The sequence below is a fragment of the Pelorhabdus sp. sgz311002 genome (assembly GCF_056134285.1).
The window spans coordinates 212,118-237,617 of record NZ_JBWBCL010000003.1 but is presented as its reverse complement, the minus strand read 5'-3'; the positions used below and the strand labels follow the sequence as shown (position 1 = coordinate 237,617).

Here is a 25,500-nt window from a genome sequence, read left to right as displayed (position 1 = left end):
TTAGTCTTAAGACAAGAAGAGAAGTCGTAAACCAGTCACAAAATAGTCACTAGTTTATACGACATAACCTTGTAGTTAACACTCGTTTGAGGAGGGGATATTTATGAAAGCAAATGGCAGCAGTTTCATTAGCGAAGCCGTCAAATATCGTGATTTGGGCTATGTATTGGAAGGAATCTATGAATATAAAGATGGCTCAGGTTTTATGGTTTTCGATAATCCTGATGATACGGAAGATCAAAAAACGATAGATTTGCCTACGGAAGCTGACGTGCAATCCATGTCTCAAGAGTTGGATGAGGAGATTCAGAAAATCAATCTTTGAATAATAAATTAGGCAGCGCCGCTCTAGATATTTTCTTAGAGCGGCGCTGTTTTTTGATGGGGATGCATTTTGCGGCGCCATGTATAGTTTTATGCTAGTGATAGGACTTAGCCGATTTTTCGCGAAATAACAGATTGTTGCAGTTCTTTTGGTAGAAAGACGCAAAATAAAACTTGATTGAGGGATACATATGATACGTTTTGAATGTGACTATACGGAAGGCGCTCATGAGCGTATTATGCAGCGATTAATGGCAACAAATCAGGAACAAACGCCGGGCTATGGCGTCGATGAACATTGTGAGAGAGCAAGAGGGTATATTCGTAAGGCTTGCCAGGCCGAAAGGGCAGATGTGCATTTTCTAGTTGGCGGAACACAGACCAATACGACTGTCATTGCATCGATTCTGCGGCCCCATCAAGGGGCGGTAGCAGCCGAGACGGGTCATATTGCCGTACATGAGACAGGGGCCATTGAAGCGACTGGACACAAGGTGTTGACGCTGCCAAGTGATGATGGCAAGATTCAAGCGCAGCAAGTAAAAGAGCTTTATGAGGCGCATAAAAATGATGCTTCGTTCGAGCATATGGTGCAGCCTGGGCTTGTTTATATTTCCCATCCCACGGAAAATGGCACGACTTACACGAAGGCGGAGCTATGCGCTTTAAGTAAGGTTTGCCATGAATGCGGCCTACCGCTGTTTCTTGATGGCGCTAGGCTGGGGTATGGTTTAGCGGCTCCCGGCAGTGATTTGACTTTACCGGATATTGCTGCACTTTGTGATGTGTTTTATATTGGCGGTACGAAAGTCGGCGCTCTGTTTGGCGAGGCTGTTGTCATTACGAATGATGTACTCAAGCAGGATTTTCGCTATAGTATAAAACAGCGCGGCGGCATGCTCGCAAAAGGGCGACTGCTGGGAATTCAGTTTGAAACGTTGTTTGAAGATGGGCTTTACTGCGAGATTTCCCATCATGCTGTCGCTATGGCCATGCTAATTCGGCAAGCCTGCGAGCGCCAGGGCTTTGCCTTTCGCTATGACTCGATGACGAATCAGCAGTTTCCCATTTTGCCTAATACGCTGTTAGCCAAACTAGCGGATAAATACTCCTATTCCTTTTGGGAAAAAATTGATGAGACTCACAGTGCCGTGCGATTTTGTACCAGTTGGGCCACACAACAGTCTGATGTGGACAGTTTAATTCAAGATTTAAGTTGATTTTTACTTTCAGCTTTGGTTGGGCTCGTTGGAATGGTTCCTTTTTCCATCGATGCTAGCTGGGATGGCGTCTGTTGCCTCTACCAGTCCGGCTTTTTCTTCGTTGTCTGGCCAAACATCAAATGTTCTTGTTCCTGATACATCTTGCGGTGTATCGGAACTGCCGAATTTTAATACAGCTTGGAGGGCGTCCTCGCCGTCAAAACCTACGTTTTCATCGGAGTCATGATCTAAAAAAGTACGACCGAAAGGCGGCATGAGCAATTCTTCTTCTAATGGTCGGGGTGTCGTATCAATGACATCGATTTCGTGTTGGCAGCGAATACAGCGTGCGGCAGTTGGCAGGGCCTCTAGTCGCTCTGGTTCAATTTTTTCTTGGCAGCGTTCGCAAATTCCATAAGTTCCTTGCTCTAATCTTGCCAGGGCTGCTTCAATTTCACGGAGTTCTAGCGCTTCATTGTCTCTTAAAGCTAAATCTTTGCTGCGTTCGAATAGTTCATCGCCAATGTCGCCAGGATGGTTGTCATATAAGGAAAGCTCGCCAAGTGAATCTGCTAGTGTGTCGCCAAGGCCGGTTTCTTCCAGGCGGCTAGCAGTTTGTAGTAACGCTTCTTGGGATTTTAATAGTCTTTCTTTAATTAAAGCATGGTGATCCATAAAGTATCCTCCCTTTTTCAGCAGATTAAGGTCAAAGTGATCTTCTTTAGTTTTGAACTTTAGCTGACTTTTATGCTTGTATTTGGGCGTCTTAGAGTGTGAGGAAAGTCATAGTTTGGCGTCGCCGTTTTTGCTATGATGAATCTAATTAAAACTTTTTTCAAAAAGAAGGGAGAACTTACTATGAAGATTGCAATTATTGTAAGAGAAGAAACGCTGCAGCGGTGTACTGGCAGCGGTTGTATGAAGGCCTTCTTTCAGCGGCAGGATTCTTTTGCCCGCTATAAAGGGATGGAAGAAGTAGAACTTGTCGCTTTTACCCATAACGGCGGCGATATGGAAAAGAAAATTGCTTCCTTAAAGAAAAAAGAGGTTGATGTAGTACATCTTTCTTCTTGTGTGAGAGGCAAAGATCCTAACTATGAAGCGTGGGCTAATAGGCTAGCACAAGATTTTACTGTTGTCGGGTATACTCACGGTCAGGAAGTTGGCGAAACAAAGACTGCTTTGATTTTGGAACGTGGTGAAGTAAGATAGAATAGAAGAAATTAGCAGCTTGGCAGAATTTCTTCATGAGTTTTTCATAATTGCCTGCTATGATAAGAAGAATAAGAGAATTACAAACCTACCAGGAAATGATGCGGGGCAATAAGGAGGAATGATGCAAGTTGGCTTCCTATTCGGTTTTACTTGTTGATGATGATATAAAGCTCGTGCAGCTTTTGCAAACCTATTTTGATCGAGAAGGTTTTACTGTTTATAAGGCGGCTAACGGCCTTGATGCTTTAAATGCCGCCAGAGAAAAAAAGCCTGATATTATGATTCTTGATTTGATGCTGCCAGGTCTTGATGGTTGGGAAGTCTGTCGGAAGATCCGGCGGGAAAGCGATTTACCGATTCTCATGTTGACAGCTAGGGATGAAGAAAGTGATCGGCTAGTTGGATTGGAGATTGGCGCCGATGATTATGTGACGAAGCCCTTTAGTCCGAAAGAAGTCGTAGCTAGGGCAAAGGCCATTTTACGACGTTCTTATAAAGAAGTATCGGGTCGAGAAGCGATTCGACTTGGTCAATTGACCGTGGATCTTGTGGGCTATCAAGTAAAGAAAGGTGATCAGCTTATTGAGGTAACGCCGACAGAGTTTAAATTGCTGGAGCTTTTCGCTGCCAATCCTGGTAAAGTTTTTAGCCGCTTACAAATTGTTGAACAAATCCAGGGTTATAGTTTTGAAGGGTATGAACGGACGATTGACGCTCATATTAAGAATCTTCGCCGCAAGCTGGAGGAAAATCCCCGCGAACCGCAGTGGATTTTGACGGTGTATGGAGTTGGCTACAAATTTGCCAGTGGCAGCTATGAATAAGCTACAGAGCATAACCTACCGCATCACAGGCTTAACTTTTTTCATTGTGGCTGTAACGGTCTTAGTTCTAATTTATCTAGCTAATTATCAGATGACGCAATTGTTTCAGGAGTATTTAGTCGGGCAGCAACTGCAGATGAATCATGGCGGACCGATGCTTCATAGTATGAATGGTCAGTCGGGACAAGCTATCTTAATGGGTCCCTTAGAGGATGTTTTTTTATCATCGGTTCATCAATCGCTTGTTTGGGTGGGGTTGATTATTCTGCTTGTCGCGTTGGCTGTCAGCTATTTATTAGCCCGCAGTATTACGATTCCCTTGCGGAAACTCAGTCAGGCGGCCCAACAGATTGAGCAAGGCCATTTAGGCGAAACGGTTCAGGTTACAGCAAATGACGAGGTGGGTCATTTGGCTGTGATCTTTAATCGCATGTCGGAAACCCTTGCGGCAAACAATCAGTTAAGACGGCAACTGCTCGCTAATATTGCCCACGAACTGCGGACGCCACTGGCAATTATCCAGGGGAATCTGGAGGCCATGGTTGACGGAGTTATTGCACCGAACAAGGAACAATTGAGCTCGCTGCATGAAGAGGCTGTTCGTTTAAATCGCTTGATACGGGATTTGCGCGATTTATCTTTAGCAGAAGTTCGCCAATTGGTTTTGGAGAAAGAATCTATTGATTTGAGTCAGCTACTTACTAGAACTGTTTCGATGCTGCGACCGTTAGCGGAAGAAAAACACCTAAGTATTAATCTGATTTTGGCGGAAAACTTACCGCAGGTTACAGTGGATGTAGACCGGATGTGTCAGGTCTTCTATAATATTTTAGGAAATGCCATTCGGTATTCACCGTCAGACGGAGAAATTGAGGTGGCGGCTTCGCTTCAGGCAGAGAAAACAGCTTCGTGGCTAAAGGTTACGGTAAAAGATCATGGACCAGGCATTTCGCCGGAAGATCTGCCTCATGTATTTGATCACTTTTACCGCGGTGATAAATCGCGAGATCGTAAAAGTGGCGGTTCCGGTATTGGGCTGGCAATTGTAAAGCAGCTTGTGGAAAATCACGGCGGACAAGTGCGAGTGGAAAGTGTAGCCGGTGAAGGTAGTCTATTTCAAGTTTTGCTTCCTTGCGAAAAATAAAATCGCATGTAATTAAGCGGTTTCTTGTTGGCAAGACCGCTACAGGATTTTGCAAAATTTTAGGCGAATAGTAAATCTAGAAAGGAGTGATTTGATGCGTAATAAAGTATGGGGAACAGTTCTTTTGGCCGTAACTCTAGGCGTTTATGGAGTTTTTGGCGCTGGGGTAGCGGCGGCTTCCGGCGAAATCGCTAATTCGATGGTAGAAAGTTCTGTAATACCTTATCCAAGCGGCTTTGACACAACAAAGGAAGGTGCTTCTGCCTATCAGGGAATCGGGAATGTTAAAAATTCACCTTACTATACAAAGCTTGATTTCTACCATATGAAATCATCAGAAACTCTTACGATTTTAACAAATTATAAGACCTATCAGCAGACAACCGAAATTACTTGCGGTCCTGCGGCTGCGTTAACGGTGCTGTATCACTTTGACAATACCAGTTGGAATGAATTAGAGATTGCCAAAATTATGGGAACCAAGCCGGAAGTCGGCACAGATACGAAAGGCATGGTTACGTTTTTTAAGAAAATCGGCTGGGATGTAAAGTCAAGCCTGACAAGTGCTGGTAAGGATGGTACGACCTTTGCTTCACCAAAAGAATTTAAAGATTTTGTCGTGGGAAATTTAAAAGAAAATACGCCCGTGCTTGTAGAAAATATTGATTGGGGCGGTCATTGGCGCGCAATCATTGGCTATGACACTTTAGGAACCGACACGGTTGCTGATGATGTAGTCATATTGGCTGACTCATATGATACGGCCGATCATTGGCAGGATGGCTACGTTGTTATGCCAGCAGAAAAGTTCTTTTATATGTGGTTTGACGCTCATATGCTGCCCAAAGATCAGCAAAGGCAGCAGTGGCTTGTAGCTAAACCTTCCCAATTATGATTTTAATCGGATCTAAATCATTATATAGCAGAGAGACATCAGTGGCTGGGGAAATCCTCCAGCCACTGATCAATGCAATGCTGTAATGCGGCGAAGGATTCTGGGGTTTTACTGAATAAGCCTTTTTGAACAAGATAGTGCTCTAGTTTTTCGATGATGCCGAAACTGCGGTCGGTAAGGAGCCAATCTGGCGTTTTGGCAGGAAAGTCTTGCTTGCTAATGGCTTGATATTCTTTTAAGTCATTATTGTCCTGCGTGGAATGAAAAACAGTCAGTACTGGATAGTTTTGGGCGCGATAGGCAGGCAGAATATGAGTTTCGAAGACTTTTTTTCCAGCAGCGATGGTACGATAGGGACTTAGGTGGCTAATAGCTTGTTTGGTATACATATCAACAAAGGTGTGAAAATAGAGACGACCAAAGTTGCCAAGGCCGCGGCCGAACAGTCGTTTATACAGTAGTACTTCACCTGGTTTTTGGGAGCGTATATCTCGATCACGAAATTCCGGCCTTGTTCGTTCAATAAAGCGAAGCTGATTTTCTGTTAACTCTAGCCCGCCCTCTGTGGTCAGATGGATTAAGGTGGCGCAGACGGAGTCGCGGTCTTCTAAGGAACACTCTTGTTTCAGTTGTTTCAGCTTACTATGAGTTAAAGGGATACCCTGTTTTTCAAAATAATTTAGCAGACGAAAGTCGTTCCAAAATGGGTTGGCGAGGTAAAGGGAAGTAAGACGCCTGTGCAGGGGTGTAATCACAGGGAAAGCGGTCTCGGCGTTTGTTTCGACCGCCGAAACTGCTTGTTTAGACATTGCTAAGGCGTCTTCCATAAAGAGAAGGCCGAGTCCATTACCAGGGGCAGGGAGTAAGGCTAGTGCTGTAGCTGGATGCTTCATGAGAAATAGCCTCCTTTGGTGATGTGTTTTATATGGGCGGTATTAAAAAAGTGCCGACAGAATGTTTCTGTCGGCACTTCATTGTGCAATTATTTCTTTTTTATTATAAAATGCTTTTTCTCATGATGCAATATTTTTCTAGAATAACTGAAAATAACAAGATTAAAACCAACCTATTTCTTTTAGCGAAATTGTTTTAGTTAGTTTAAGTTAAAATTGATTTAAATGGATTGCCAAAGAAAAACAGGGGATTATCGGTTGTCGTCGAATAAAATCGTGATTGCGATGCTCTCTACTCACTATTTCTAGAAGTAAGAATAGTAGATTGGATTAGGGATGACCAGGAGGGAACGTATTGAGCGTTTTAGATTTACCGCAGGTCCGGTGTACATTTAGTAGAACATTGCCTAAGCATCAACTGCTTATTGTAGCTGGCGGGAGAAAGCCTGACAAGAATTGGTTGAAGCAAGTTGCGTCAAGGTTTTCGGTATGGGCTGTTGATAGCGGTGTTGATAGTTGTAGAAATAGCGGCGTTCAGCCAGAACGGTTGATTGGTGATGGCGATAGTGCGACAGAAGCAGGCTGGTGTTGGGCGACGAAGCTCGCTATACCAATCGAAGCTCATCCGCCGGAAAAAGATTTAACAGATTTGCAATTAGCCCTGCAGCGGGCGAAGCAGCTCAATAGTGGCTACGCAGTTTTGTTGACAGGCGGATGGGGCGGCCGCTTTGATCATGCCTTTAGCAATGTATATTCGTTGCAGGGGTTTAAAGAACAGGGGCTTTGCACGCTAGGAATCGCTGATGAGCGGGAAGTTTTGCTGCTGCTTGCTGGAGGAGAAACGGTATCTTTGGAGTTTGCTGAGAACCCATCCGTAATATCACTGCTGCCGTTAGCATCTATTTGCAAGGACGTTTCGATTGCTGGGGTTCATTGGCCGTTAACAGAGGTTCTCTTAAAAAATTCTCTGCCTTATGCGATTAGTAATCGCAGTCAAGCTAGGGACGACACGGAAAACCTAGTTGAAGTCAGTCTTGGCGAAGGCGCCTTAGGCGTCTATTTGAATTGGGAACGGAAAGAAGGAAAATATTAATATGCGAAAACCAATCATTACGGTCCGCATGATCGTTCATGTGGGGTTGATGGTAGCTCTGACTGTTATTTTACATATGTTCCGTCTGTATCATATGCCTCAAGGCGGCAGCATTACGTTAGGCGGCATGTTGCCACTGCTGTTTCTTGCCTATGCCTACGGACCGATAGGCGGTTACCTAGGCGGATTTGTTTACGGCCTGATTAATTTGCTGCAAGATCCCTATATACTCCATCCCATACAGGTTCTCTTTGATTATCCCTTACCTTATATGGCGCTAGGATTAGCAGGATATTTTAAAACGAAACCTTTGCTGGGAGCGGTAGTTGGTTGCAGTGGACGGTTGTTTTGTCATTTTATTTCAGGTGCTGTTTTCTTTGCTAGCTACGCACCGCCAGACATGTCACCTTACTGGTATTCTTTTGTGTTTAATGCCACTTACCTTGTACCAGAGCTCCTTATTTGCTTGCTATTCTTAATCGTTTTGCCGACGAAACGGCTCATTCATCAAATGACAGTGGGAAAATAAAATTTTATGGGGAATCTTTGCTAGAATAGCAGGATAGAATGTTTTTATAGCGAAGTGGAAGCTATAGAAAATGATTATCAAGGGGGCTTTTCTTATGCTTTTTCATTCATTTCAGCTAAAAAAAATGACTCTGGCAAACCGCATTGTGATGGCTCCTATGTGCCAATATTCAGCTTTGGCTGATGGTAAGGCGACAGATTGGCACTTTGTCCATTATACATCCCGGGCAGTTGGCGGAGCGGGACTGATTATCATAGAAGCGACAGGAGTGGAGCCGGGCGGTCGAATTTCTTCACAGGACTTAGGTCTATGGGATGATGAGCAAGTGACGAATTTGCGCCGAATTGTAACGGAAGTTCACAAATATAACAGTAAAATTGCTATTCAATTAAACCATGCGGGACGGAAAAGTCAAGTGGAGTCACTTCTGCCTGTAGCGCCGTCCGCAGTGCCCTTTGGGCCAGAAGATCGGATGCCACAGGCTTTGTCTAAAATGGAAATTCAGGTAATTACAATGAATTTTGCTCAAGCGGCGCGCCGGGCTGTGGCGGCGGGGTTTGATGCTATTGAAATTCACGGAGCTCACGGCTATCTTCTTAATCAGTTTCTTTCGCCATTAGCCAATCAACGAAACGATGAATATGGCGGATCGCCGGAAAATCGAGCTCGGTTTTTAGGCGAAGTCATTGAGGCTGTCCGTCGGGTGATTCCAGCTGAAATGCCGCTCATTGTGCGTGTATCAGCTCACGATTATGATACTGCAGGAAATACTCCAGAAGATATTGCTGTTATGCTGAATTTGGTGAAAGAAAAGGGAATTGATCTTATTGATGTGAGCTCTGGTGCTGTAACGCCCCTTGCGCCTAAAGCCTATCCTGGCTATCAAATCGGCTTTGCTATGACAATCAAAGAACTTACGGGACTTCCTGTTATTGGCGGTGGTCTTATTACCGAGGCGGTTCAAGCCGAACAGATCATTAAAGGGGGGATTGATCTGCTGTTTTTGGGACGGGAATTGCTTCGAAATCCCTACTGGCCGCTTGCTACCGCCCATGAACTGAGAGAAGACATTATTTGGCCAAAACCTTATGAACGGAGTCGTTACCGCTAAGTGAGCATAAGAAGAAGCACTGCTAGAATAAATTTTAGCAGTGCTTCTTTTACTGAGATTATAGCCATTTATATTACTGAACCTGGTACATATTGTGGCTATTCATATACTGAAATAAGCCTTCGCCATGTTCTTGTTCTTCTTTTTGAATATGATTTAAAGTCTGTCGAATTTGGGGATCAGTAAACTCAAAGATTGCTGTATTGTAAGCGCCGGAAACATATTTTTCGGTCATAAGCATATCAGAGCAAAGCGTTGCATCTTCTTTAGAGGCAGTAGCTGTGGTAGAAGTATTTTGTGATGTTGTGCTTGCCTTGGACGAAGTCATCGAAGCTTGACTGTTTGATGTTCCAGACTGACTGGATGAAGTAGCTTGACCGGATGATGCGGACGAGCTTTGATTCTGGGCGGAGCTACTTGCTGATGTTTGATTCATAGCGGGAGTCTGACCTTGTAAGAGGGAGTTAATAGTCTGTAAATGGGTTTGTTCTTTTTGAGCGAAAGACTGAAATAACTGCTGAAGCTGCGGGTCGGTTGCCTGATTGGCGTAAGCTTGATATTTTTTGATACAGACTTCTTCATGCGATTTTTGATCTTGCAGCAACTGTTTTTCTTTTTGACTCAATGGCATAGAATGGCCTCCTTTGATTTTTTCTTATTATTCCCGCCGGAAAGGAGATCATGCAGATTGTACCCTCTTTAGTGCAATGCTATAATGATAAACAAAACAAGCTTTTCAGGAGGTTTCTATGTCAATTGATCGGGTAAAAAATTATTTTAAACAATTTGGCATGACGGAACGCGTATTAGAGCTGGCTGAATCAAGTGCGACAGTCGAATTAGCAGCGCAGGCCTTGCATTGTGAGCCAGAGCGGATTGCCAAAACCCTGTCGTTTCGATCCGGCGAGAGTGTACTGCTTGTAGTTGCTGCTGGTGATGCTAAAATTGATAATCGTAAATATAAAGAATTTTTTGGAGAAAAAGCGAAAATGCTAGGTTTTGACGAAGTGGAACCATTAGTTGGTCACGCCGTCGGCGGTGTCTGCCCCTTTGGTATAAATACAGGCATTCCAGTATATATGGATGTATCTTTGAAGCGATTTACCACTGTATTTCCTGCTTGTGGCAGTGCCAATAGCGCCATTGAGCTAACAATTCCTGAACTAGAAAACTATGCAAAGTGCCAGGAATGGGTTGATGTGTGTAAAGGCTGGCAAGAATAGAAAAGTCAGGGAAGGAAAAAGATTATGCTAAATATAGGTTGTCATTTGTCAGCCGCTAAGGGATATTTTCATATGGGAAAAGAAGCTGTCGCCCTAGGCGGCAATACTTTTCAATTTTTTACCCGCAATCCCCGGGGCGGCAAGGCAAAAGAGATTAATGAAGCGGATGTTACCAAATTTCTAACTTTGGCTAAGGAGCAAGAATTTACGACCTTGTTGGCTCATGCGCCGTATACGCTCAATGCTTGTTCGGCCGATGAAAAAGTAAGGGATTTTGCCTTTCGGACCATGACGGATGATTTAAACCGCATGGAGTATACGCCCCATAATTATTATAATTTTCATCCCGGCAGTCATGTAGGACAAGGCATAGAAGCAGGTATTTCGCTGATTGCTGCGTTATTAAATAGGACAATGACAGAGACTATGACTACGACAGTGTTACTTGAAACGATGGCGGGAAAAGGCTCTGAAGTTGGCAGCACTTTTCAGGAATTACAAGCGATTATTGAATTGACGAAGCTACCTGGAAAACTAGGTGTTTGCCTTGATACCTGCCATGTCTATGATGCTGGTTATGATATTGTGAATGATCTTGATGGTGTACTCAGCGAATTCGATGCGGTGATTGGACTAGAAAAATTGAAAGCAATTCACTTAAATGACAGTAAAAATCCTTTTGCCAGTCATAAAGATCGCCATGAAAAAATCGGTGAAGGCGCATTAGGTCTGCCTGCCATTCAACGTATTATTAATCATCCTAAACTGAAGCATTTGCCATTTTTCCTGGAAACGCCGAATGATAATGAAGGGTATGCCGCTGAAATCGCTTTGTTGCGTTCGCTGTACGAGGTATAACGATGACGGAAAATTTACGGGAAAAACTTTTGTGCTTGGCGGAAAAGGACTACCAGAAATTTTCAGCTTCTTTGCTGCCTAACCTTGCAGCAGAAACGATTCTGGGAGTACGGTTGCCTAAGCTCCGACAGTTAGCCAAAGAAATTGCTCGCGGCGATTGGCGCTCCTTTTTGGCGCAAGCGCCGAGTGATTACTTTGAAGAAGTAATGATACAGGGAATGGTGATCGGTTATGCTCCCATGGAGTTGCCGGAAAGATTCGCTTATGTGACTGCTTTTGTACCGAAAATTCATAGCTGGTCTGTCTGTGATAGTTTCTGCGGCGGATTAAAATTTACTCACGACCATAAAGCGGCTGTCTGGACTTTTCTACAGCCTTACTTTTTTTCACAGCAAGAATATGAGGTGCGTTTTGCTGTCGTTATGATCTTAGAGTTTTATATTGAAGAAGCCTATTTGCCGCAGATTTTTTCGCTATTTGATCAAATCAGCCATGAGGGCTATTATGTAAAAATGGCGGTAGCTTGGGCGTTATCACTTTGTTATATTCATTTACCTGATGCAACAAATGAATATCTTCAAGCCAATCAGTTAGATGATTTTACCTATAATAAAGCACTGCAGAAAATTACTGAATCTTATCGTATTTCCCCGGAAACGAAAGCTGCGATTCGCGCCATGAAGCGACCTAGCGCTAAGTCCCAAAAACAACGCTGAGGACCAGCGCTAAAGGCGGAATTTGCGCTACGCTGCAGCATGAATCAATGAATTTGTTTAATAGTGAGAGGATTACTTTCTATGAATAACGTACGAAAAGTTGCTATTTTTCTATTCTTGATCGGTCTTGATAAAGGCCGCAAAATTATGGATTTGATGGATAGCGGTGAATTGAAACAAGTCCTTAGGGAAATGAAAACTGTCCAAGCAGTTTCTGAGACTGAGGGCGAATTTGTAAGACAATTATTTTTTGATTTAGGCTATGAAGCAAAAACATCGCCTGTGGATACGATGTTTTTCATTCGGCAGGTTTTTCATGAGGACCATTAGTAACAACTAAGCTATTAACAGTTTTAACAAACTAGGAAAAAGCGTAAAAGGGACTTGCAACTTTCGTTGCAGGTCCCTTTTACATAGCAAAGTTTAAGTCGGCGGTGGAAATTTTACGGCAATCATCGTTCCTTTACGACTTGTCGTGATTTCTAGTTTAGCGTGATGGCGGTCAGCAATTCGATAGCAGACAGATAAACCAAGGCCTGTTCCATTGTCCTTGGTGGTCACAAAGGGGGTTCCTAATTTTTCCATAACGTCTGGGGGAATACCGAGGCCGAAATCGCGAACAGATAAGCAGATACCGTCTGTTTCGGCCGTTGTTTTTATTAGAATGGGAGCGCCTGGCGGTGATGCTTCTAAAGCATTGCGGACAAGATTTAGGAGAACTTGGCGAATTGCTTTTTTATCAAGCAAAAGTGTCGGAAGCGATTCTAGCTCCAAATGAATCGTATGTTCTGAAAGATTCGCTTCGGCTTGCAATAACGGCAGGATTGCTTCGATATTTTCATTTAGATTGGTTATTTCAAGGGTAATTGCCTTGTTTTTAGCGAGCGATAAAAATTCGGTAATGATGGCATTGGCGCGGTCTAATTCTTCGATCATTGTTGCAAATTGTTCTTTATGCTGGGGATAAATATTTCGACTTGAAAAGTATTGCAAATAGCCCTTAATCGTCGTTAGCGGATTACGCAGTTCATGACCAATGCTTGCCGCCATCTCGCCGATGATATTTAGCCGATCTAAACGGATTAATTCTTTTTGTAACTGTTTTTCTTCTGTTAAGTCTCTGGCTACAACTAAGACTGTTTCTGTTTTGTAACCGCTGCCGCCTTCAGGAATAATTGATACAGCATAGTGGCTTTGCCCTTTCGATAAATTGAGTGAGGTTTCATACTGGATGGTTTGATTTGTCTTAAAGACAGTTTGGGCATGCTGTTGAAAGGTTGTAAATGTATCAGTAGGAATTCCTAAAACAGACCAAGCGTTTTCCGTAAGCTCAATCAGTGTCTTACCGGTTTCTTGTTCAAATAAAGGATTAACATATAAAAAGTCTAGGTTTTTATTCAATCGAATAATTAGAAAGGGGAGATTTTCCACTAAAGCTTGATAGTTAGTTTTTTGTTGTAATAGATCTTGATTGACTTTTAGCAAGTCTTGGGAATGATTTCGATCACGATCGCGTATCAAATAAATTTTTTCGATTAAATACGAGTTGGCAATAGAAATTAGCGGGAAAGCAGCTTGAATCACATAGTCAATGATCTTGAAACTCGGAATAGATCGGATATCAATAATAAAAATATAAGCAGCGATTAAAGAACAAAGCGTGGCGGCTACCCCCGCGCGAAATCCGCCGAAAAGAGCGGCTAAAAAAGCGGCAGGATAAAAAGTTACGTAAGGCAGAGTGGCGCCTAATTGCGCTAAGAATATTTTTCGAATCAGCAAAGAAAGGCCGACGACAAGCAAAATGAAGGGGATTTGCGTCCAGTTGCGGTGAGGCCAAGACGGTAGGATCATAGGAAGATCGCTCATTTCTAGAAATATCAAATTACTTAATGATACAGATTTCGATTTAGCTTAAAGTATTTCCTTGTTTACAGCAAAACAAAGTCGGCAATAATTTATGCAAAAAATTCAAACGAGTCAGCAGGAATTTCTTAAAAAAAATATAATTATCAAAATATATAATTAATTAAGTGAATTAACTTGCAGGGAGAAAGCTAACCAAGAAGGAGGTTTCCTTTATGAAAAGCGAGGAAGTAGAGGAGTTTCATGGCCCCATTGGTTATTTAGCAAGGACTGCTGAATTCGTTATGGTTGTTCTTACTATAACAATGGTTGCCCTAGTGTCCTATCAAGTGTTTCAACGTTATGTTTTAAAGTATACGCCGCCTTGGTCGGAAGAATTAGCTGTGTATCTAATGATTTGGTTTGGCATGATTGGAATTGCCGTAGGCGTCCGTCGCAATTCTCACATGGCTCTGCATTATTTTGCCGATTTATTTCCTCAGGTGTTGCAGCACCCTTTAGCTATCTTAAAATACATATTGATTTTAACGTATACAGGCATTTTATTTAATGAAGGACTTTCCATGGTGGAACTCACTTTGCAACAAACCTCGCCAGCGCTTCATATTCCTGTTGCTTACGTTTACGCGGCATTACCTGTGAGCTTTGCTTTAATTCTGATCTTTTCTCTGGAAAGACTCGTGCGATTGTTGCGGCAAGGCGGGGGGGAGTAAAGTGGATTTAGGAGTTGTAGTACTACTTGGATCATTTATTCTGTTAATGGTGCTTCGCATACCGATTGCTTTTAGTTTAGGAATTTCTTCGCTGATAACTTGTTTTTATTCCGATATTCCGCTTACACCGCTGGCGCAAAGAATGGTAGCCTCACTGGATTCGTTTCCGCTTATGACAATCCCCTTTTTTATCTTGGCTGGTCATATTATGTCACAAGGCGGGATCGCTCGACGCATTGTAGATTTTGCCAATGTTCTTGTAGGGCGCATGCGCGGCGGTTTAGCTATGGTTAATATTGTAGCAAGCATGTTTTTCGGCGGAACTACTGGATCTTCTGTAGCGGATGTAGCTTCTGTCGGTCCGGTATTAATTCCGATGATGGAACGAAAAGGCTATGGGAAGGATTTTGCTGTATCTGTTACCGTCTGTTCTTCGACGACAGGTATTATTTTGCCGCCAAGCCATAATGCGATCATTTTTGCCGTAGCGGCTGGCGGAACGGTATCAATTGGCGCCATGTTTTTGGCGGGTTATATTCCAGGATTGCTTATTGCGTTAGGTTTGATGGCGGTCAGCTATTTTCTTGCTGTAAAGCGCAATTATGCCAAAGAACCAGCGCGTAGTTTAAAAGAAACGTGGCTGGCTTTAAAAGACGGTTTTCTTAGTTTGACTGTAGCGATTATTATTGTTGGTGGCATTGTTTCAGGGATATTTACCGCGACAGAGTCTGGGGCCATTGCTTGTGTCTATGCGCTATTGCTTACGGTATTTTATTATAAAGAATTGAAATGGTCAGCTCTGCCAGAGATTTTAGAAAAGGTCGCTGTTACTTGTGGTATGGTATTTTTTCTGGTGGCTACCTCATCGGCCTTTGGCTGGATTATGGCTTATGAACATATTCCGCAAACGATTGCTAGCGGGATTGCTTCGGTTACGCGTGACCCTGCTTATGTTATTTTAATTATTAATCTCTTTGTATTGATTATTGGCTTTTTTATGGATATGGCGGCATCTATCTTGATTTTAACGCCTATTTTCCTGCCCATAGCTATAAGTATTGGTATGGACCCAGTTCATTTTGGCATTATGCTGTTATTAAACTTATCGATTGGTTTAGTTCACCCGCCAGTCGGTACAGCTCTTTTTGTGGGGTGTGCTATTGCGAAATGTACTTTGGAAAGTACAGTTAAGGCTATTTTATTATTTATTCCGGTTTTAATTATTGTTTTGCTGCTCGTAACCTATGTTCCGGCCGTGACTATGACTTTGCCGAAACTGTTTATGCCTTGAGGCGAGCTGGCGAAGCAGTCCAACTTAATTCAATATAAAGGAGGGAATAGACGTCACTGATGGTTTTGGGCTACTTACAAAAGGAGGGTGCATGATGAAACACTTAAAATGGATGACAGCAGGGATCCTGGGAGTTTTTGCAGCGACGGCATTGCTTGTTGGCTGCGGCTCCTCTTCACAAGCGCCAGTACAAAAGAAAGAGATTGTTTTCAAAGCAGCTGACAATCAGCCCGATGATTATCCTACCGTACTCGGTTTGAAAAAAATGGCCCAGCTTCTAGACGAAAGAACGCAGGGACGAATTAAAATGCAAGTTTATTCCGGTGGTCAATTAGGGGGCGAAAAAGAAACGATTGAAATGACCCAAATGGGGACCATCGCCATCAGTCGTGTTAATTCGGCGCCGCTAGCTAGTTTTTCACCGAATATGGGCGTTCTTTCCATGCCCTTTTTATTCCGTGATGCAACACATTTTTGGAAGGTATTAGATGGCGATATTGGCAAGAACATGTTGAAGGAAATGGAAAAGAGCAATCTCATCGGCTTGGCTTACTATGATTCTGGAGCGCGGAGTTTTTATACCAAGAATAAACCAATCAATTCACCAGCTGATGCGCAAGGGCAAAAAATTCGCGTTCAACAAAGTAAGATTTTTGTGGATATGGTCAATGCTTTAGGCGCTTCGGCAACCGCTATGGGCTATGGTGAAGTTTATAGTGGGTTACAAACAGGCATTATTGACGGTGCAGAAAATAATCCGCCGAGTCTTTGGTCAGCAAAACATTATGAAGTCTGTAAGTACTTTTCACTAGATGAACATGCTATGGTTCCAGAAGTTGTTATTATGAGTAAAAAGGTATGGGATACACTTTCGCCAGAAGATCAGAAAATTGTGATGCAGGCAGCCATTGATTCGGGTGTTTTCCAAAAGCAAGTATGGGCTGATTACACGACAAAATCGATTAATGAGTTGAAAAATAAAGGCGTTATTATATCAACCCCCGATAAAGCGCCTTTCCGCAAAGCAGTAGAACCAATGTATAATAATTATCCTGAATATAAAGACGTGATTGCTCAAATTCAGGCGGTACAGTAAATGGAGCTCCAGGAAGCAGCTTATAAGGCGTGTATTGCCGACAAGGATGTTGCTTTATTTACGTTAACGAATCAGCTGGGATTTGAAGCGCAAATTACAAATTATGGCGGTCGTCTGGTTTCATTAACAACACCAGATCGCCGGGGAAAGCTTGCAGATATTGTTCTCGGCTATGATTCACTAGACGATGTCTTTGCCGGACAGCCTTCTATGGGGGCGACAATTGGCCGCTTTGCAAATCGGATTGGTGCAGGTATGTTTTCCTTGCGAGGGAAAAGTTATCAACTGTCACTAAACGACGGAAAAAATCATTTGCATGGCGGGGTGGCCGGATCACGTTTTGTTGTTTTCACGGCAAAGCAACTAGCGGCAAATTGCTTGAGTCTAACTTATTCCTTTCAGGATGGCGAAGAAGGCTATCCCGGAACCTGTGATTTTAAAGTTCAGTATCGATTGACCGATCAAGGGGAACTGCGCCTTGACTATGAGGCCGTCACTGATCAGCCTACGATTGTTAATTTTACGAATCATACTTTTTGGAATCTAGCTGGCGAAGGGAATCCTTCTATTTTAGGACATCAACTTCTTATTAATGGTGATTTTATTACACCTGTAGGCAAAGATTTGATACCCACCGGCGAAATTCGTTCTGTTGCTGATACGCCCTTTGATTTTAGGGAGCTTAGGACCATTGGCGAACGAATTGACTGGCAGGATGAACAGTTAGCCTATGGCAAGGGGTATGATTTAAATTGGGTGCTGAATAAACCAGAGCCAGACGCCTTGACGTTGGCGGCGACGGTCTATGAACCAAAGTGCGGCAGGTTGATGAAAATTTTCACAACTGAACCGGGCTTGCAATTTTATTCTGGCAATTATTTAACGGGAACAGCGCCGCGTGACACGGGGAAAGGCGGTAAGGCTTATCTTTGTCGTAGTGCGCTGGCCCTAGAGACACAGCATTTTCCCGACTCACCTAATAAGGGACATTTCCCCAGTACCATTCTTTTGCCAGAACAAAAGTTTACCTCTACGACGGTATATCAATTTAGCTCTGATTAGAAAATACGTGATAAAAAGATCCTCCTGATGATAAATTTCGTCAGGAGGATCTTTTTAATATTTTCAGATTTTTTTTGTAATGCGGCAGGGACTTTATACCTAAATGTCGAAAAATGTTAAAATAGAATAAAATTTGAAAAGGACGGATTTTTTATTCAATTGAGAGGGGATGATTCGCATGAAAGGCTTGTTTAAACCTATTTTGTATATCTTAGATAAGAGCGCTTTTTCACGCAAATTTTTGCTTGTAGGACTTATTTTTCTGATTCCCCTGCTATTGGCGTTATATATGATCGTAAATCAGGTTCATGAACAAATTAATTTTTTAGCCAAGGAGCGCTTGGGAGTCGCTTATAGTCAATCCATTCGCGAACTGATTGATGATATACAGCAACATCGCGGCATGACCAATGCTTATTTAAGTGGTGACAAGTCTTTTGGTAATAAATTAATAGAAAAGCGCGAAAAGATTTCTGGAGATTTTCAAAAGATTACGCAGCTTCAAGTGAAAATGCCGCTTTCAGCACAAGCCGAAAAACAGCTGAATGCTAGTCTGAGTGAATGGGGTGAACTACAGAGCGGGGCGGGACGGTTTACCGCTTCTGATAGTTTTCGCCGCCACACCTTATTAATTGGGCAACTTCTGCTTCTCAATCGTTCCATTGGTGTTGAATCGAATTTAGCCATAGATCCTAAGCTGGACACAAACTATTTGATTAGTAATTTGAATGAGGTATTGCTTCCTACGATTGAGTTGATGGGGCAAGCGCGCGGTAAAGGAGCCGGGATTTTTGCCAAAAAGGCGATAACAGAGCAAGATCGACTTGATATCATGCTGCTTGCTAAAGAATTAGAAAGAAATTCACAAACTTTTGGGTTCGGTTTCCAGATCGTCTATCAGCAAAGCCTGGTTTTTTCACAAAACCTATCTGCTGGGAGTGAAGCTGTTTCCGGGCAAATGAATGGTCTTTTAACCACTTTAGATAAGGATATTTTGCGAGCTTCATCTATTTCGCAAGATTCTCAGACTTATTTTAAAACAACGACAGATATGATTCAAGGCGCCTACGTTTTTTATGATCAAGGGATGAAGCTGTTAGATGAAACTTTGCAGCAGCGGTTGTCACGGCAGGAAAATATAGAAAGAGTGATTGTAGTTTTCCTGATCATTCTATTAGGACTGCTGTTCTATGTTTTTTATGCGCTCCATTTATCTATTTCAGAAAATGTAAAAAAACTGAAAATCGCTACGGAAGCAGTGGCCAAAGGCGATTTGTGCGCTTCGATTACAATTGCTTCTCATGATGAAATGGCGGCTATTGGCGCTGATTTTAATAAGATGACAAATTCTTTATGTAGCTTAGTCAGTTTGCTACATTCTAACATTGACGATCTGGCTACTTCCTCGGAGGAAATGACGTCTAGTTCCGATCAGTCAGCTCAGGCCGCTGAACATATTGCCCAGAATATTATTAGGGTAGCCGATGGCGCGAAAGCACAGCTTGAGTGTATTAAGGCGAGTGAACAAATGGTCCAACAAATTACTCATAGCATGGAGGAAATTTCAAATCATATTTCATCGGTTGTGTCGACAGCAGAAAAAACGGTTGATACAGCGCAGATTGGCGGCAACGTTATTCAAAAGACCATAGAAAAAATGGATCATATCTTTCAGACGGTTAATCAATCGTCTGAGCTTGTTGAAGCTTTAAACAGCCGTTCTGAACAGATTGAAACGATTATTCATACTATTGCTGAAATTGCCAGCCAAACGAATCTGTTGGCTTTAAATGCTTCCATTGAAGCGGCAAGGGCTGGGGAGCATGGCCGCGGGTTTGCTGTTGTAGCCAGCGAAGTGGGGAAACTAGCTGATCAGTCGCAGGCGGCAGCGAAACAGATTGGAATGCTTATTGAGCAAATACAGGAAAATACTCGCTCCGTTGTGACGTTTATGCGTAACGGTACCGAAGAGGTATCGAACGGCGTAGCGATTGTGCAAGAAGCTGGGAGTGCCTTTCAAGATATTGTAGCGAAGGTTGAGCAGGTTTATCATAAAATTGGCGATATATCGCGTCCTATGGAGCGAGTCGTGCAGGACAGCCGGATGATTGTAGATGCCGTCTATCAATCCGATGCCTTAGGCCAGGATATCGCTGAAAAGACAGAGAGTATCTCCGCTGCCGCCCAGGAACAGTCGGCATCTATGGAGCAAATTGCTGTAGCGAGCCAAACTTTGGCTAAATTAGCTGAGACGACGCGGGAGACGGTAAGTAAATTTATAGTCTAATTCAAAAGAATTTCAAAGAAGTACCCCTTATAGTGTAGTTAAGGGAACGGACAGAATGTGTTTCGTTCTCCCACTAGCTTATACTATACAGGAGGCTTTACCGTGAAAAAAATATTAAGCGCAACGATTCTTTCTTTAGCCTTGGCAAGTACTGCTTTTGCGGCAGTACCAGATTCCAATTTAGCAAGTGGCCAGATATCGCTCGGATATTCCTATGAAAATCTGCAGACCGATATGAACGGGTTAGGAAATTTAGGCGCTTTTAAGGGCAATGCGTATCAAGCTGCTTACGGTTTAACTGATAAGGTTAGTTTGACCGGGGAATATCTCCGCTCGAATAGCCGTGATTTTAATGTTTACTCTAACGGAGTCTATAGTAGTTCTCTAACGGGACTTCATTTCAATTCGACGGCACTGGGCGTACAGTATCAATTGACAAAGCAGCTTGCTTTGGCTGCAGGCAGCTTTAAATCAGAGATCGCCTCTAATTATGGCTCGGCAGCAACAAATGAAGTGTTTGGCGGTATTGCCTACGAACAACCAATTACAGCACAGTTAACTAGTTATGCGTCTTATAAAAAATCCGAAAATATTGGTGATTTAAAGGCCGGCATTGTTTATGCTATGGACAGTCAGACGTCGCTAGAGGCAGGCTATCATGATTATCAGAATAAAGTAGCTGGCAATGTTAACACCAAGGGAATCAGTTTTGGCGTTAACCATAAATTTTAAAGCGATTTTTACAAAACGAAGGGCTGTTGCTTTCATGCAACAGCCCTTCGAATTTCTGGCATAGCGAATTGTTTATAGCTTTAAGGCTTTTTTTAGTTTTGGTGCTAAGAGTAAAGCAGCTAAAATGCCAACGCCAGAGGTAATTAAGGAACTTGGCGCATTGCCAAAGGCGATAGTGAGACTGCCTGTAACTTGCCACCAAGCTAGAATATAGCCGCCTAAGGTCCAGATTGCTGCGGCAATACAGCCTAGCAAAGCGCGCCACAGACTCGTGGGGCGTTGTTGGTTATGAAATTGGTTGTGCGATGATTCTGGCCACACTCCTCGGGCAATCCAGCCAGCTAGAAAACCAGCACCGCCTTTAATAATAAACGACCAGATCGTATAGGGTGAGAAACCAAGTAGCAGATCAAAAAAAGCGGAGCCGATTGCTCCGGCAAAACCAGCATAAACGCCGCCAAATAAAATGGCAATTGTGAATAGGCAGGCTGAGCCGAGATGAACCATACCGCCTGTTGGTAAAGGAATTTTGATCGTTGTGGCAATGACGCATAAGGCCGATAAAATACCAATAAAAATAAGATCTCTTGTTGTCATAGTTCGTGATGCTTTCATAGCGGGGAAGCCTCCTGAATGAAAAAAATTAATCTAAGAGTATTCATTGGTATTTATTGTACTCTCTTTCCCGCTTGATTGCCAGACTCTCTTCATAAAAAATGCTGTTTTTAAACAAACCCTATTTGGTTAGGGGTCAACTTGTAAACTACTGTTTAATGAAGCAATACTATTGGCTAATGTGATTAATTGTGCCAGATTCATGGCTGGATTCTTTGCCAACTCTTCGATCAGTTCTTCGAAAACGAACATGGTAAATAAGACTACGCCATTCCCGGCGGCAAGTGTTCCTTTGGCGGAAGTTGATGCAATTTCGTGGGCTTTTTTTTCTAGGGCTTCAACGGGAATAGTGGGCTGGCAGGTCGACAGGAGAGTGGGCATAGAGGCTGACCTCCTTTACGTTTGGTAGAAAGTCGCTGATTCTTGTTTTACTATATGCAGCTCAGTCCAAGGAACAGACATAAAAAAACGCTGGAAGAAAAAATTCCAAGCGTTTTCGAGTATTTATATTTGGTTTTATTCATCAGCGGGGGTACATTCCATTTTGCAAACTATATTAGGGTTTTTTTTAGCTTTACGAAACTCATAACGTCGTTTGCCTTCCTCAAAAGCAGCTTTTTCTTCCGGGGTATCGAGAATTAGTTCTGCAACTTGGCTGGGGCGTCCTTTTTTATCAATGGCCACCATCGTGAAAAAGGCCGAGAGGGCCTTTTGGCGGCCTTCATGTTCTAAGTCTTCTACTTCTACATTTACAGCGACTTCCATAGAAGAGCGGCCCGCATAGACAACTTGAGCGGTACATATTACTAAATCGCCGATAAAAATAGGCAGATGAAATTCCAGTTCATCAACTCGGGCGGTAACGACATTGGTTCGGGCGAAGCGCCTAGCTGCGGCATAAGCCGTAGAGTCCATTAATTTAATGATTTCACCGCCATGAATATTGCCAGCTACATTGGCTTGGCTTGGCATCATAACTTCGCTAATGACTAGTTTAGAGTCAGCGGAAGATTTTTTCACAAGATTCCATCTCCTAGAAGTAGATTCATATAAGACAAAACAAATTATAAAATAATAATTCTTCCATTAGGGTAATTTTCCTGCATTCTTTTGTAAAGATTTCTTTAAAAAAGAGAGCCTGCAAACGAGTTGCAGGTTCTTTTTTTAGCGAGAGCCGAGATGCTTAACGCGGTCTTCTACTTCGGCTCGCTTCGCATTATTGAAACGGTCAAGTGTTCCGACAAGATAGCCGGTAATGCGGCGAATTCGTTCAAATGATACGCCGTCTTCATGACGATGGCATTTAGGGCATTCGTCGTTAATGATGCCATTATAGCCGCAAACGGGATCGCGGTCTACAGGATGATTGATAGAGCCATAGCCGACACCGCTTTCTTTCATGCAACGGATTACTGATTCAAAAGCTTCCAGATTTTTTGTTGGATCGCCATCTAATTCTACGTAAGTAATATGACCGCCATTCGTAAGATTATGGTATGGCGCTTCTAACTGGATCTTTTCGTAAGCGCTAATGGGATAATAAACAGGAATATGGAATCCATTCGTATAGTAGGGACGATCAGTTACGCCAGGAATAGAGCCAAACTTTTTCTGGTCGATATCAACAAAACGTCCAGAAAGTCCTTCTGCTGGGGTTGCGATCAGCGAGAAATTAAGCTTGTATTTTTGGGCAGCTTCGTCCATTTTCTGACGCATGTGGCCAATAATGTCGAGGCCAAGTTGCTGAGCTTGCTTAGATTCACCGTGATGCTTTCCAATTAGGGCTTTTAAACATTCTGCTAAACCGATAAAGCCAAGCGACAGAGTGCCGTGGCGGAGAATATCGCGAAGCGTGTCATCTGGCTGTAATTTCTCAGAGTCGATCCAGACGCCGTCACCCATCAGGAAGGGGAAGTTACGGACTTTTTTACGGCATTGAATTTCAAAGCGATCAAGGAGCTGCGTAGTACACATATGAATCAGTTCATCAAGGCGAGCGTAAAAATCCTGAATATTTCCTTGACTTAAAATACCAAGACGCGGCAGATTAATCGAAGTGAAGCTTAAATTGCCGCGACCGAATACGATTTCACGGCTGGGGTCATAAACGTTGCCAATCGTACGAGTACGGCAGCCCATATAGGCAATTTCTGTTTCGGGATGCCCTTCTTTATAGTACTGGAAGTTAAAGGGAGCATCAATGAAGGAAAAGTTAGGAAAGAGGCGTTTCGCGCTGACGCGACAGGCGAGCTTAAATAAATCGTAATTGGGGTCGCCAGGATTATAGTTAACGCCTTCTTTAATTTTGAAGATTTGAATCGGGAAGATCGGTGTTTCGCCATAGCCAAGACCAGCTTCCGTCGCCAGCATGATATTTTTCATAACCATGCGGCCTTCTGGGGAGGTATCTGTTCCATAGTTGATTGAACTAAAGGGAACTTGAGCGCCAGCACGGCTATGCATGGTGTTTAAATTGTGAATCAGCGCCTCCATGGCTTGATAGGTGCTGCGATCTGTTTCTTGAATTGCTTTTTTCATAGCAAACTTTTGGGCTTGGCTGAGTTTGTCACGATCAATAGTATTTTGTAATAGCCGAGCTTCTTCAGCTAAATAGTTATTTTGATTTGCCAGTTCCGGACGGAGCTGGAGATTTATCCACAAGTCTTTATGAGTTTGCATGATCGCTTCAGCGTCAGCTACAGTAAGATCGGTTGAGATTTCTAGCGCTTTTAAGAGATTTTCTAAGTATTTTCTGGCGAAAGTTTTGCGAATCCCGTCAGCTAAACCATAGTCAAAGTTAGGAATGCTTTGTCCGCCGTGCTGGTCGTTTTGATTCGACTGAATGGCAATGCAGGCAAGGGCTGAATAGCTGGCAATATCATTTGGTTCGCGTAAGTAACCATGGCCGGTGGAAAAACCGCCTTTGAATAGTCTTTGAATGTCGATTTGACAGCAAGTTGTTGTTAACGTATAAAAGTCAAAGTCATGAATGTGAATGTCGCCGCTACGATGGGCCTTGGAATGCTCCGGCTTTAAAATATACATTTCATTATAAATTTTTGTTCCTTCGGAGCCGTATTTGAGCATGGCGCCCATGGCCGTATCGCCATCGATGTTAGCATTGTCGCGCTTTAGATTGCTTTCTTTCGAATCAGTATGGGTAATTTCTTCATAGGTTTTCATTAAGCGCGTATTCATTTCACGGGCGCGGGTCCGTTCGGCCCGATATAAAATATAAGCTTTGGCTACTTTCGATAGATCTGCGTCAATTAATACTTGTTCGACTACGTCTTGAATTTCTTCGACTAAGGGAGGTGTTTTTTTTGTTGCTGATTGCTGTTCTACCTGTTCTGTTACTTTGATGGCTAAAGCCAGCGCTTCCTTCGAATCAGCAGCATTGACTGCTTGCATCGCCTTTACAATAGCATTTGTAATTTTTTCTAAGTTAAAAGGGACTTCTCGTCCGTCGCGTTTTACAATACTTGTTATCATCATTCATGTGGCTGCAGTTTTACCCAGCCCTTTCCCCCCTGCTTGTATAAAAATTTGCTAGAATTATGATAATACTATATCTTGTGTTTGTCAATGTGTGGAAAGCTATATATGGTGATGCTGTATTGCGCTAAAGTCGCGATAAGCGGGATTTTTGCTCATAAAAAGAGTTGCTTCTTGTCAGTTGAAAAAGTTTGTGATACGATCAAATAGGTTTTAGCGAAGCATAAGGCCAAAGTTTTGGTGATATCCGGCAGGAATCATACAATGCTTTTACAGGCTTTATATTATTGCGAAAACACAAGACCGCTTAGATCGTTGC

At 42.9% G+C, this 25,500-nt stretch carries 27 protein-coding genes; 19 read left to right on the top strand and 8 right to left on the bottom strand.

Annotated elements, in window-relative coordinates; translation table 11 throughout:
• Positions 1 to 103: 103 nt before the first annotated feature.
• Both AC0NJP_RS06940 and AC0NJP_RS06935 read left to right on the top strand, forming a co-directional pair.
• On the top strand, positions 104 to 325 hold the full coding sequence (locus AC0NJP_RS06940; RefSeq protein ID WP_474037519.1) for a hypothetical protein: 222 nt from the start codon (positions 104 to 106) through the stop codon (positions 323 to 325).
• 190 nt (positions 326 to 515) lie between these two features.
• Positions 516 to 1,544: a threonine aldolase family protein gene (locus AC0NJP_RS06935; protein ID WP_474699289.1), complete on the top strand. Its 1,029-nt coding sequence runs from the start codon at positions 516 to 518 to the stop codon at positions 1,542 to 1,544.
• Positions 1,545 to 1,553: 9 nt separating this feature from the next.
• Here AC0NJP_RS06935 and AC0NJP_RS06930 read toward each other — a convergent pair whose 3' ends face one another.
• Positions 1,554 to 2,201: a TraR/DksA C4-type zinc finger protein gene (locus AC0NJP_RS06930; RefSeq protein ID WP_474699288.1), complete on the bottom strand. Its 648-nt coding sequence runs from the start codon at positions 2,199 to 2,201 to the stop codon at positions 1,554 to 1,556.
• A gap of 183 nt (positions 2,202 to 2,384) precedes the next feature.
• Between AC0NJP_RS06930 and AC0NJP_RS06925 the strand changes: the two genes are divergently transcribed.
• The 4 genes from AC0NJP_RS06925 to AC0NJP_RS06910 all read left to right on the top strand — a co-directional run bounded on the left by AC0NJP_RS06925 (position 2,385) and on the right by AC0NJP_RS06910 (position 5,604).
• The gene (locus tag AC0NJP_RS06925) at positions 2,385 to 2,738 is read left to right on the top strand and encodes a CGGC domain-containing protein (RefSeq protein WP_474037523.1); all 354 of its coding nucleotides are present in this window, start codon (positions 2,385 to 2,387) and stop codon (positions 2,736 to 2,738) included.
• A 131-nt stretch (positions 2,739 to 2,869) separates the two neighbouring features.
• The gene (locus AC0NJP_RS06920) at positions 2,870 to 3,565 is read left to right on the top strand and encodes a response regulator transcription factor (protein WP_474037524.1); all 696 of its coding nucleotides are present in this window, start codon (positions 2,870 to 2,872) and stop codon (positions 3,563 to 3,565) included.
• Positions 3,558 to 4,709, top strand: a complete 1,152-nt coding sequence (locus AC0NJP_RS06915) for a sensor histidine kinase (RefSeq protein WP_474699388.1) — start codon at positions 3,558 to 3,560, stop codon at positions 4,707 to 4,709. Before AC0NJP_RS06920 ends, AC0NJP_RS06915 begins: the two co-directional genes overlap by 8 nt.
• 94 nt (positions 4,710 to 4,803) lie before the next feature.
• Complete coding sequence (locus tag AC0NJP_RS06910; RefSeq protein WP_474699287.1) at positions 4,804 to 5,604, top strand: C39 family peptidase; 801 nt, start codon at positions 4,804 to 4,806, stop codon at positions 5,602 to 5,604.
• A 38-nt stretch (positions 5,605 to 5,642) separates the two neighbouring features.
• Here AC0NJP_RS06910 and AC0NJP_RS06905 read toward each other — a convergent pair whose 3' ends face one another.
• Positions 5,643 to 6,497 carry a hypothetical protein gene (locus tag AC0NJP_RS06905; RefSeq protein ID WP_474699286.1) on the bottom strand — a complete coding sequence of 285 codons (855 nt, stop codon included), beginning with the start codon at positions 6,495 to 6,497 and terminating at the stop codon, positions 5,643 to 5,645.
• 355 nt (positions 6,498 to 6,852) lie between these two features.
• On the opposite strand from AC0NJP_RS06905, the gene AC0NJP_RS06900 reads away from it, so the two are divergent.
• The 3 genes from AC0NJP_RS06900 to namA all read left to right on the top strand — a co-directional run bounded on the left by AC0NJP_RS06900 (position 6,853) and on the right by namA (position 9,230).
• Positions 6,853 to 7,590 (top strand): thiamine diphosphokinase, encoded by a 738-nt coding sequence (locus AC0NJP_RS06900; RefSeq protein ID WP_474699285.1) that lies wholly within the window; start codon positions 6,853 to 6,855, stop codon positions 7,588 to 7,590.
• A 1-nt stretch (position 7,591) separates the two neighbouring features.
• Positions 7,592 to 8,119 carry an energy-coupled thiamine transporter ThiT gene (gene thiT, locus AC0NJP_RS06895; protein WP_474699284.1) on the top strand — a complete coding sequence of 176 codons (528 nt, stop codon included), beginning with the start codon at positions 7,592 to 7,594 and terminating at the stop codon, positions 8,117 to 8,119.
• Positions 8,120 to 8,213: 94 nt separating this feature from the next.
• Positions 8,214 to 9,230, top strand: coding sequence for an NADPH dehydrogenase NamA (namA, locus tag AC0NJP_RS06890; RefSeq protein ID WP_474037534.1), 1,017 nt, complete (start codon positions 8,214 to 8,216; stop codon positions 9,228 to 9,230).
• A gap of 73 nt (positions 9,231 to 9,303) precedes the next feature.
• On the opposite strand, the gene AC0NJP_RS06885 is transcribed toward namA, so the two are convergent.
• Entirely contained in the window at positions 9,304 to 9,861 is a 558-nt protein-coding gene (locus AC0NJP_RS06885) for a spore coat protein (protein ID WP_474699283.1), read from the bottom strand.
• Between the two features lie 118 nt (positions 9,862 to 9,979).
• Here AC0NJP_RS06885 and AC0NJP_RS06880 point away from each other — a divergent pair, with 118 nt between their 5' ends.
• From AC0NJP_RS06880 to AC0NJP_RS06865, 4 genes are all read left to right on the top strand, one after another.
• Positions 9,980 to 10,453, top strand: coding sequence for a YbaK/EbsC family protein (locus AC0NJP_RS06880; RefSeq protein ID WP_474037537.1), 474 nt, complete (start codon positions 9,980 to 9,982; stop codon positions 10,451 to 10,453).
• 24 nt (positions 10,454 to 10,477) lie between these two features.
• Positions 10,478 to 11,311: a deoxyribonuclease IV gene (locus AC0NJP_RS06875; protein ID WP_474699282.1), complete on the top strand. Its 834-nt coding sequence runs from the start codon at positions 10,478 to 10,480 to the stop codon at positions 11,309 to 11,311.
• 2 nt (positions 11,312 to 11,313) lie between these two features.
• Positions 11,314 to 12,027 (top strand): DNA alkylation repair protein, encoded by a 714-nt coding sequence (locus tag AC0NJP_RS06870; RefSeq protein WP_474699281.1) that lies wholly within the window; start codon positions 11,314 to 11,316, stop codon positions 12,025 to 12,027.
• Positions 12,028 to 12,108: 81 nt separating this feature from the next.
• Positions 12,109 to 12,357, top strand: a complete 249-nt coding sequence (locus AC0NJP_RS06865) for a hypothetical protein (protein WP_474699280.1) — start codon at positions 12,109 to 12,111, stop codon at positions 12,355 to 12,357.
• A 93-nt stretch (positions 12,358 to 12,450) separates the two neighbouring features.
• On the opposite strand, the gene AC0NJP_RS06860 is transcribed toward AC0NJP_RS06865, so the two are convergent.
• Positions 12,451 to 13,878, bottom strand: a complete 1,428-nt coding sequence (locus AC0NJP_RS06860) for an ATP-binding protein (RefSeq protein ID WP_474699279.1) — start codon at positions 13,876 to 13,878, stop codon at positions 12,451 to 12,453.
• Between the two features lie 227 nt (positions 13,879 to 14,105).
• Here AC0NJP_RS06860 and AC0NJP_RS06855 point away from each other — a divergent pair, with 227 nt between their 5' ends.
• The 6 genes from AC0NJP_RS06855 (at position 14,106) to AC0NJP_RS06830 (ending at position 21,071) form a co-directional block, all read left to right on the top strand.
• On the top strand, positions 14,106 to 14,603 hold the full coding sequence (locus AC0NJP_RS06855; RefSeq protein WP_474037544.1) for a TRAP transporter small permease: 498 nt from the start codon (positions 14,106 to 14,108) through the stop codon (positions 14,601 to 14,603).
• A gap of 1 nt (position 14,604) precedes the next feature.
• Positions 14,605 to 15,894, top strand: a complete 1,290-nt coding sequence (locus AC0NJP_RS06850; RefSeq protein WP_474037546.1) for a TRAP transporter large permease — start codon at positions 14,605 to 14,607, stop codon at positions 15,892 to 15,894.
• A gap of 91 nt (positions 15,895 to 15,985) precedes the next feature.
• Complete coding sequence (locus tag AC0NJP_RS06845; RefSeq protein ID WP_474699278.1) at positions 15,986 to 16,990, top strand: TRAP transporter substrate-binding protein; 1,005 nt, start codon at positions 15,986 to 15,988, stop codon at positions 16,988 to 16,990.
• A complete protein-coding gene (locus AC0NJP_RS06840) occupies positions 16,991 to 18,052 on the top strand; it encodes an aldose epimerase family protein (RefSeq protein WP_474699277.1) in 1,062 nt (353 codons plus the stop codon).
• A gap of 178 nt (positions 18,053 to 18,230) precedes the next feature.
• Positions 18,231 to 20,339: a methyl-accepting chemotaxis protein gene (locus AC0NJP_RS06835; protein WP_474699276.1), complete on the top strand. Its 2,109-nt coding sequence runs from the start codon at positions 18,231 to 18,233 to the stop codon at positions 20,337 to 20,339.
• 102 nt (positions 20,340 to 20,441) lie between these two features.
• Positions 20,442 to 21,071, top strand: a complete 630-nt coding sequence (locus AC0NJP_RS06830) for a hypothetical protein (protein ID WP_474699275.1) — start codon at positions 20,442 to 20,444, stop codon at positions 21,069 to 21,071.
• Between the two features lie 72 nt (positions 21,072 to 21,143).
• Here AC0NJP_RS06830 and AC0NJP_RS06825 read toward each other — a convergent pair whose 3' ends face one another.
• The 4 genes from AC0NJP_RS06825 to AC0NJP_RS06810 all read right to left on the bottom strand — a co-directional run bounded on the left by AC0NJP_RS06825 (position 21,144) and on the right by AC0NJP_RS06810 (position 25,178).
• Positions 21,144 to 21,686, bottom strand: a complete 543-nt coding sequence (locus tag AC0NJP_RS06825; RefSeq protein ID WP_474699274.1) for an ECF transporter S component — start codon at positions 21,684 to 21,686, stop codon at positions 21,144 to 21,146.
• A gap of 129 nt (positions 21,687 to 21,815) precedes the next feature.
• Positions 21,816 to 22,067 carry a hypothetical protein gene (locus AC0NJP_RS06820; RefSeq protein WP_474699273.1) on the bottom strand — a complete coding sequence of 84 codons (252 nt, stop codon included), beginning with the start codon at positions 22,065 to 22,067 and terminating at the stop codon, positions 21,816 to 21,818.
• 135 nt (positions 22,068 to 22,202) lie between these two features.
• Entirely contained in the window at positions 22,203 to 22,661 is a 459-nt protein-coding gene (locus AC0NJP_RS06815; RefSeq protein WP_474038720.1) for an acyl-CoA thioesterase, read from the bottom strand.
• Positions 22,662 to 22,850: 189 nt separating this feature from the next.
• A complete protein-coding gene (locus tag AC0NJP_RS06810; RefSeq protein WP_474699387.1) occupies positions 22,851 to 25,178 on the bottom strand; it encodes an anaerobic ribonucleoside triphosphate reductase in 2,328 nt (775 codons plus the stop codon).
• Positions 25,179 to 25,500: the final 322 nt, after the last annotated feature.

Bases quoted from the DNA above. Each gene is read 5' to 3' on its own strand.
- AC0NJP_RS06940 (WP_474037519.1), top strand. From the start codon at position 104: ATGAAAGCAAATGGCAGCAGTTTCATTAGCGAAGCCGTCAAATATCGT.
- AC0NJP_RS06935 (WP_474699289.1), top strand. From the start codon at position 516: ATGATACGTTTTGAATGTGACTATACGGAAGGCGCTCATGAGCGTATT.
- AC0NJP_RS06930 (WP_474699288.1), bottom strand. From the start codon at position 2,201: ATGGATCACCATGCTTTAATTAAAGAAAGACTATTAAAATCCCAAGAA.
- AC0NJP_RS06925 (WP_474037523.1), top strand. From the start codon at position 2,385: ATGAAGATTGCAATTATTGTAAGAGAAGAAACGCTGCAGCGGTGTACT.
- AC0NJP_RS06915 (WP_474699388.1), top strand. From the start codon at position 3,558: ATGAATAAGCTACAGAGCATAACCTACCGCATCACAGGCTTAACTTTT.
- AC0NJP_RS06910 (WP_474699287.1), top strand. From the start codon at position 4,804: ATGCGTAATAAAGTATGGGGAACAGTTCTTTTGGCCGTAACTCTAGGC.
- AC0NJP_RS06905 (WP_474699286.1), bottom strand. From the start codon at position 6,497: ATGAAGCATCCAGCTACAGCACTAGCCTTACTCCCTGCCCCTGGTAAT.
- thiT (WP_474699284.1), top strand. From the start codon at position 7,592: ATGCGAAAACCAATCATTACGGTCCGCATGATCGTTCATGTGGGGTTG.
- namA (WP_474037534.1), top strand. From the start codon at position 8,214: ATGCTTTTTCATTCATTTCAGCTAAAAAAAATGACTCTGGCAAACCGC.
- AC0NJP_RS06885 (WP_474699283.1), bottom strand. From the start codon at position 9,861: ATGCCATTGAGTCAAAAAGAAAAACAGTTGCTGCAAGATCAAAAATCG.
- AC0NJP_RS06880 (WP_474037537.1), top strand. From the start codon at position 9,980: ATGTCAATTGATCGGGTAAAAAATTATTTTAAACAATTTGGCATGACG.
- AC0NJP_RS06875 (WP_474699282.1), top strand. From the start codon at position 10,478: ATGCTAAATATAGGTTGTCATTTGTCAGCCGCTAAGGGATATTTTCAT.
- AC0NJP_RS06870 (WP_474699281.1), top strand. From the start codon at position 11,314: ATGACGGAAAATTTACGGGAAAAACTTTTGTGCTTGGCGGAAAAGGAC.
- AC0NJP_RS06865 (WP_474699280.1), top strand. From the start codon at position 12,109: ATGAATAACGTACGAAAAGTTGCTATTTTTCTATTCTTGATCGGTCTT.
- AC0NJP_RS06860 (WP_474699279.1), bottom strand. From the start codon at position 13,878: ATGATCCTACCGTCTTGGCCTCACCGCAACTGGACGCAAATCCCCTTC.
- AC0NJP_RS06855 (WP_474037544.1), top strand. From the start codon at position 14,106: ATGAAAAGCGAGGAAGTAGAGGAGTTTCATGGCCCCATTGGTTATTTA.
- AC0NJP_RS06845 (WP_474699278.1), top strand. From the start codon at position 15,986: ATGATGAAACACTTAAAATGGATGACAGCAGGGATCCTGGGAGTTTTT.
- AC0NJP_RS06840 (WP_474699277.1), top strand. From the start codon at position 16,991: ATGGAGCTCCAGGAAGCAGCTTATAAGGCGTGTATTGCCGACAAGGAT.
- AC0NJP_RS06835 (WP_474699276.1), top strand. From the start codon at position 18,231: ATGAAAGGCTTGTTTAAACCTATTTTGTATATCTTAGATAAGAGCGCT.
- AC0NJP_RS06825 (WP_474699274.1), bottom strand. From the start codon at position 21,686: ATGAAAGCATCACGAACTATGACAACAAGAGATCTTATTTTTATTGGT.
- AC0NJP_RS06820 (WP_474699273.1), bottom strand. From the start codon at position 22,067: ATGCCCACTCTCCTGTCGACCTGCCAGCCCACTATTCCCGTTGAAGCC.
- AC0NJP_RS06815 (WP_474038720.1), bottom strand. From the start codon at position 22,661: ATGATGCCAAGCCAAGCCAATGTAGCTGGCAATATTCATGGCGGTGAA.
- AC0NJP_RS06810 (WP_474699387.1), bottom strand. From the start codon at position 25,178: ATGATAACAAGTATTGTAAAACGCGACGGACGAGAAGTCCCTTTTAAC.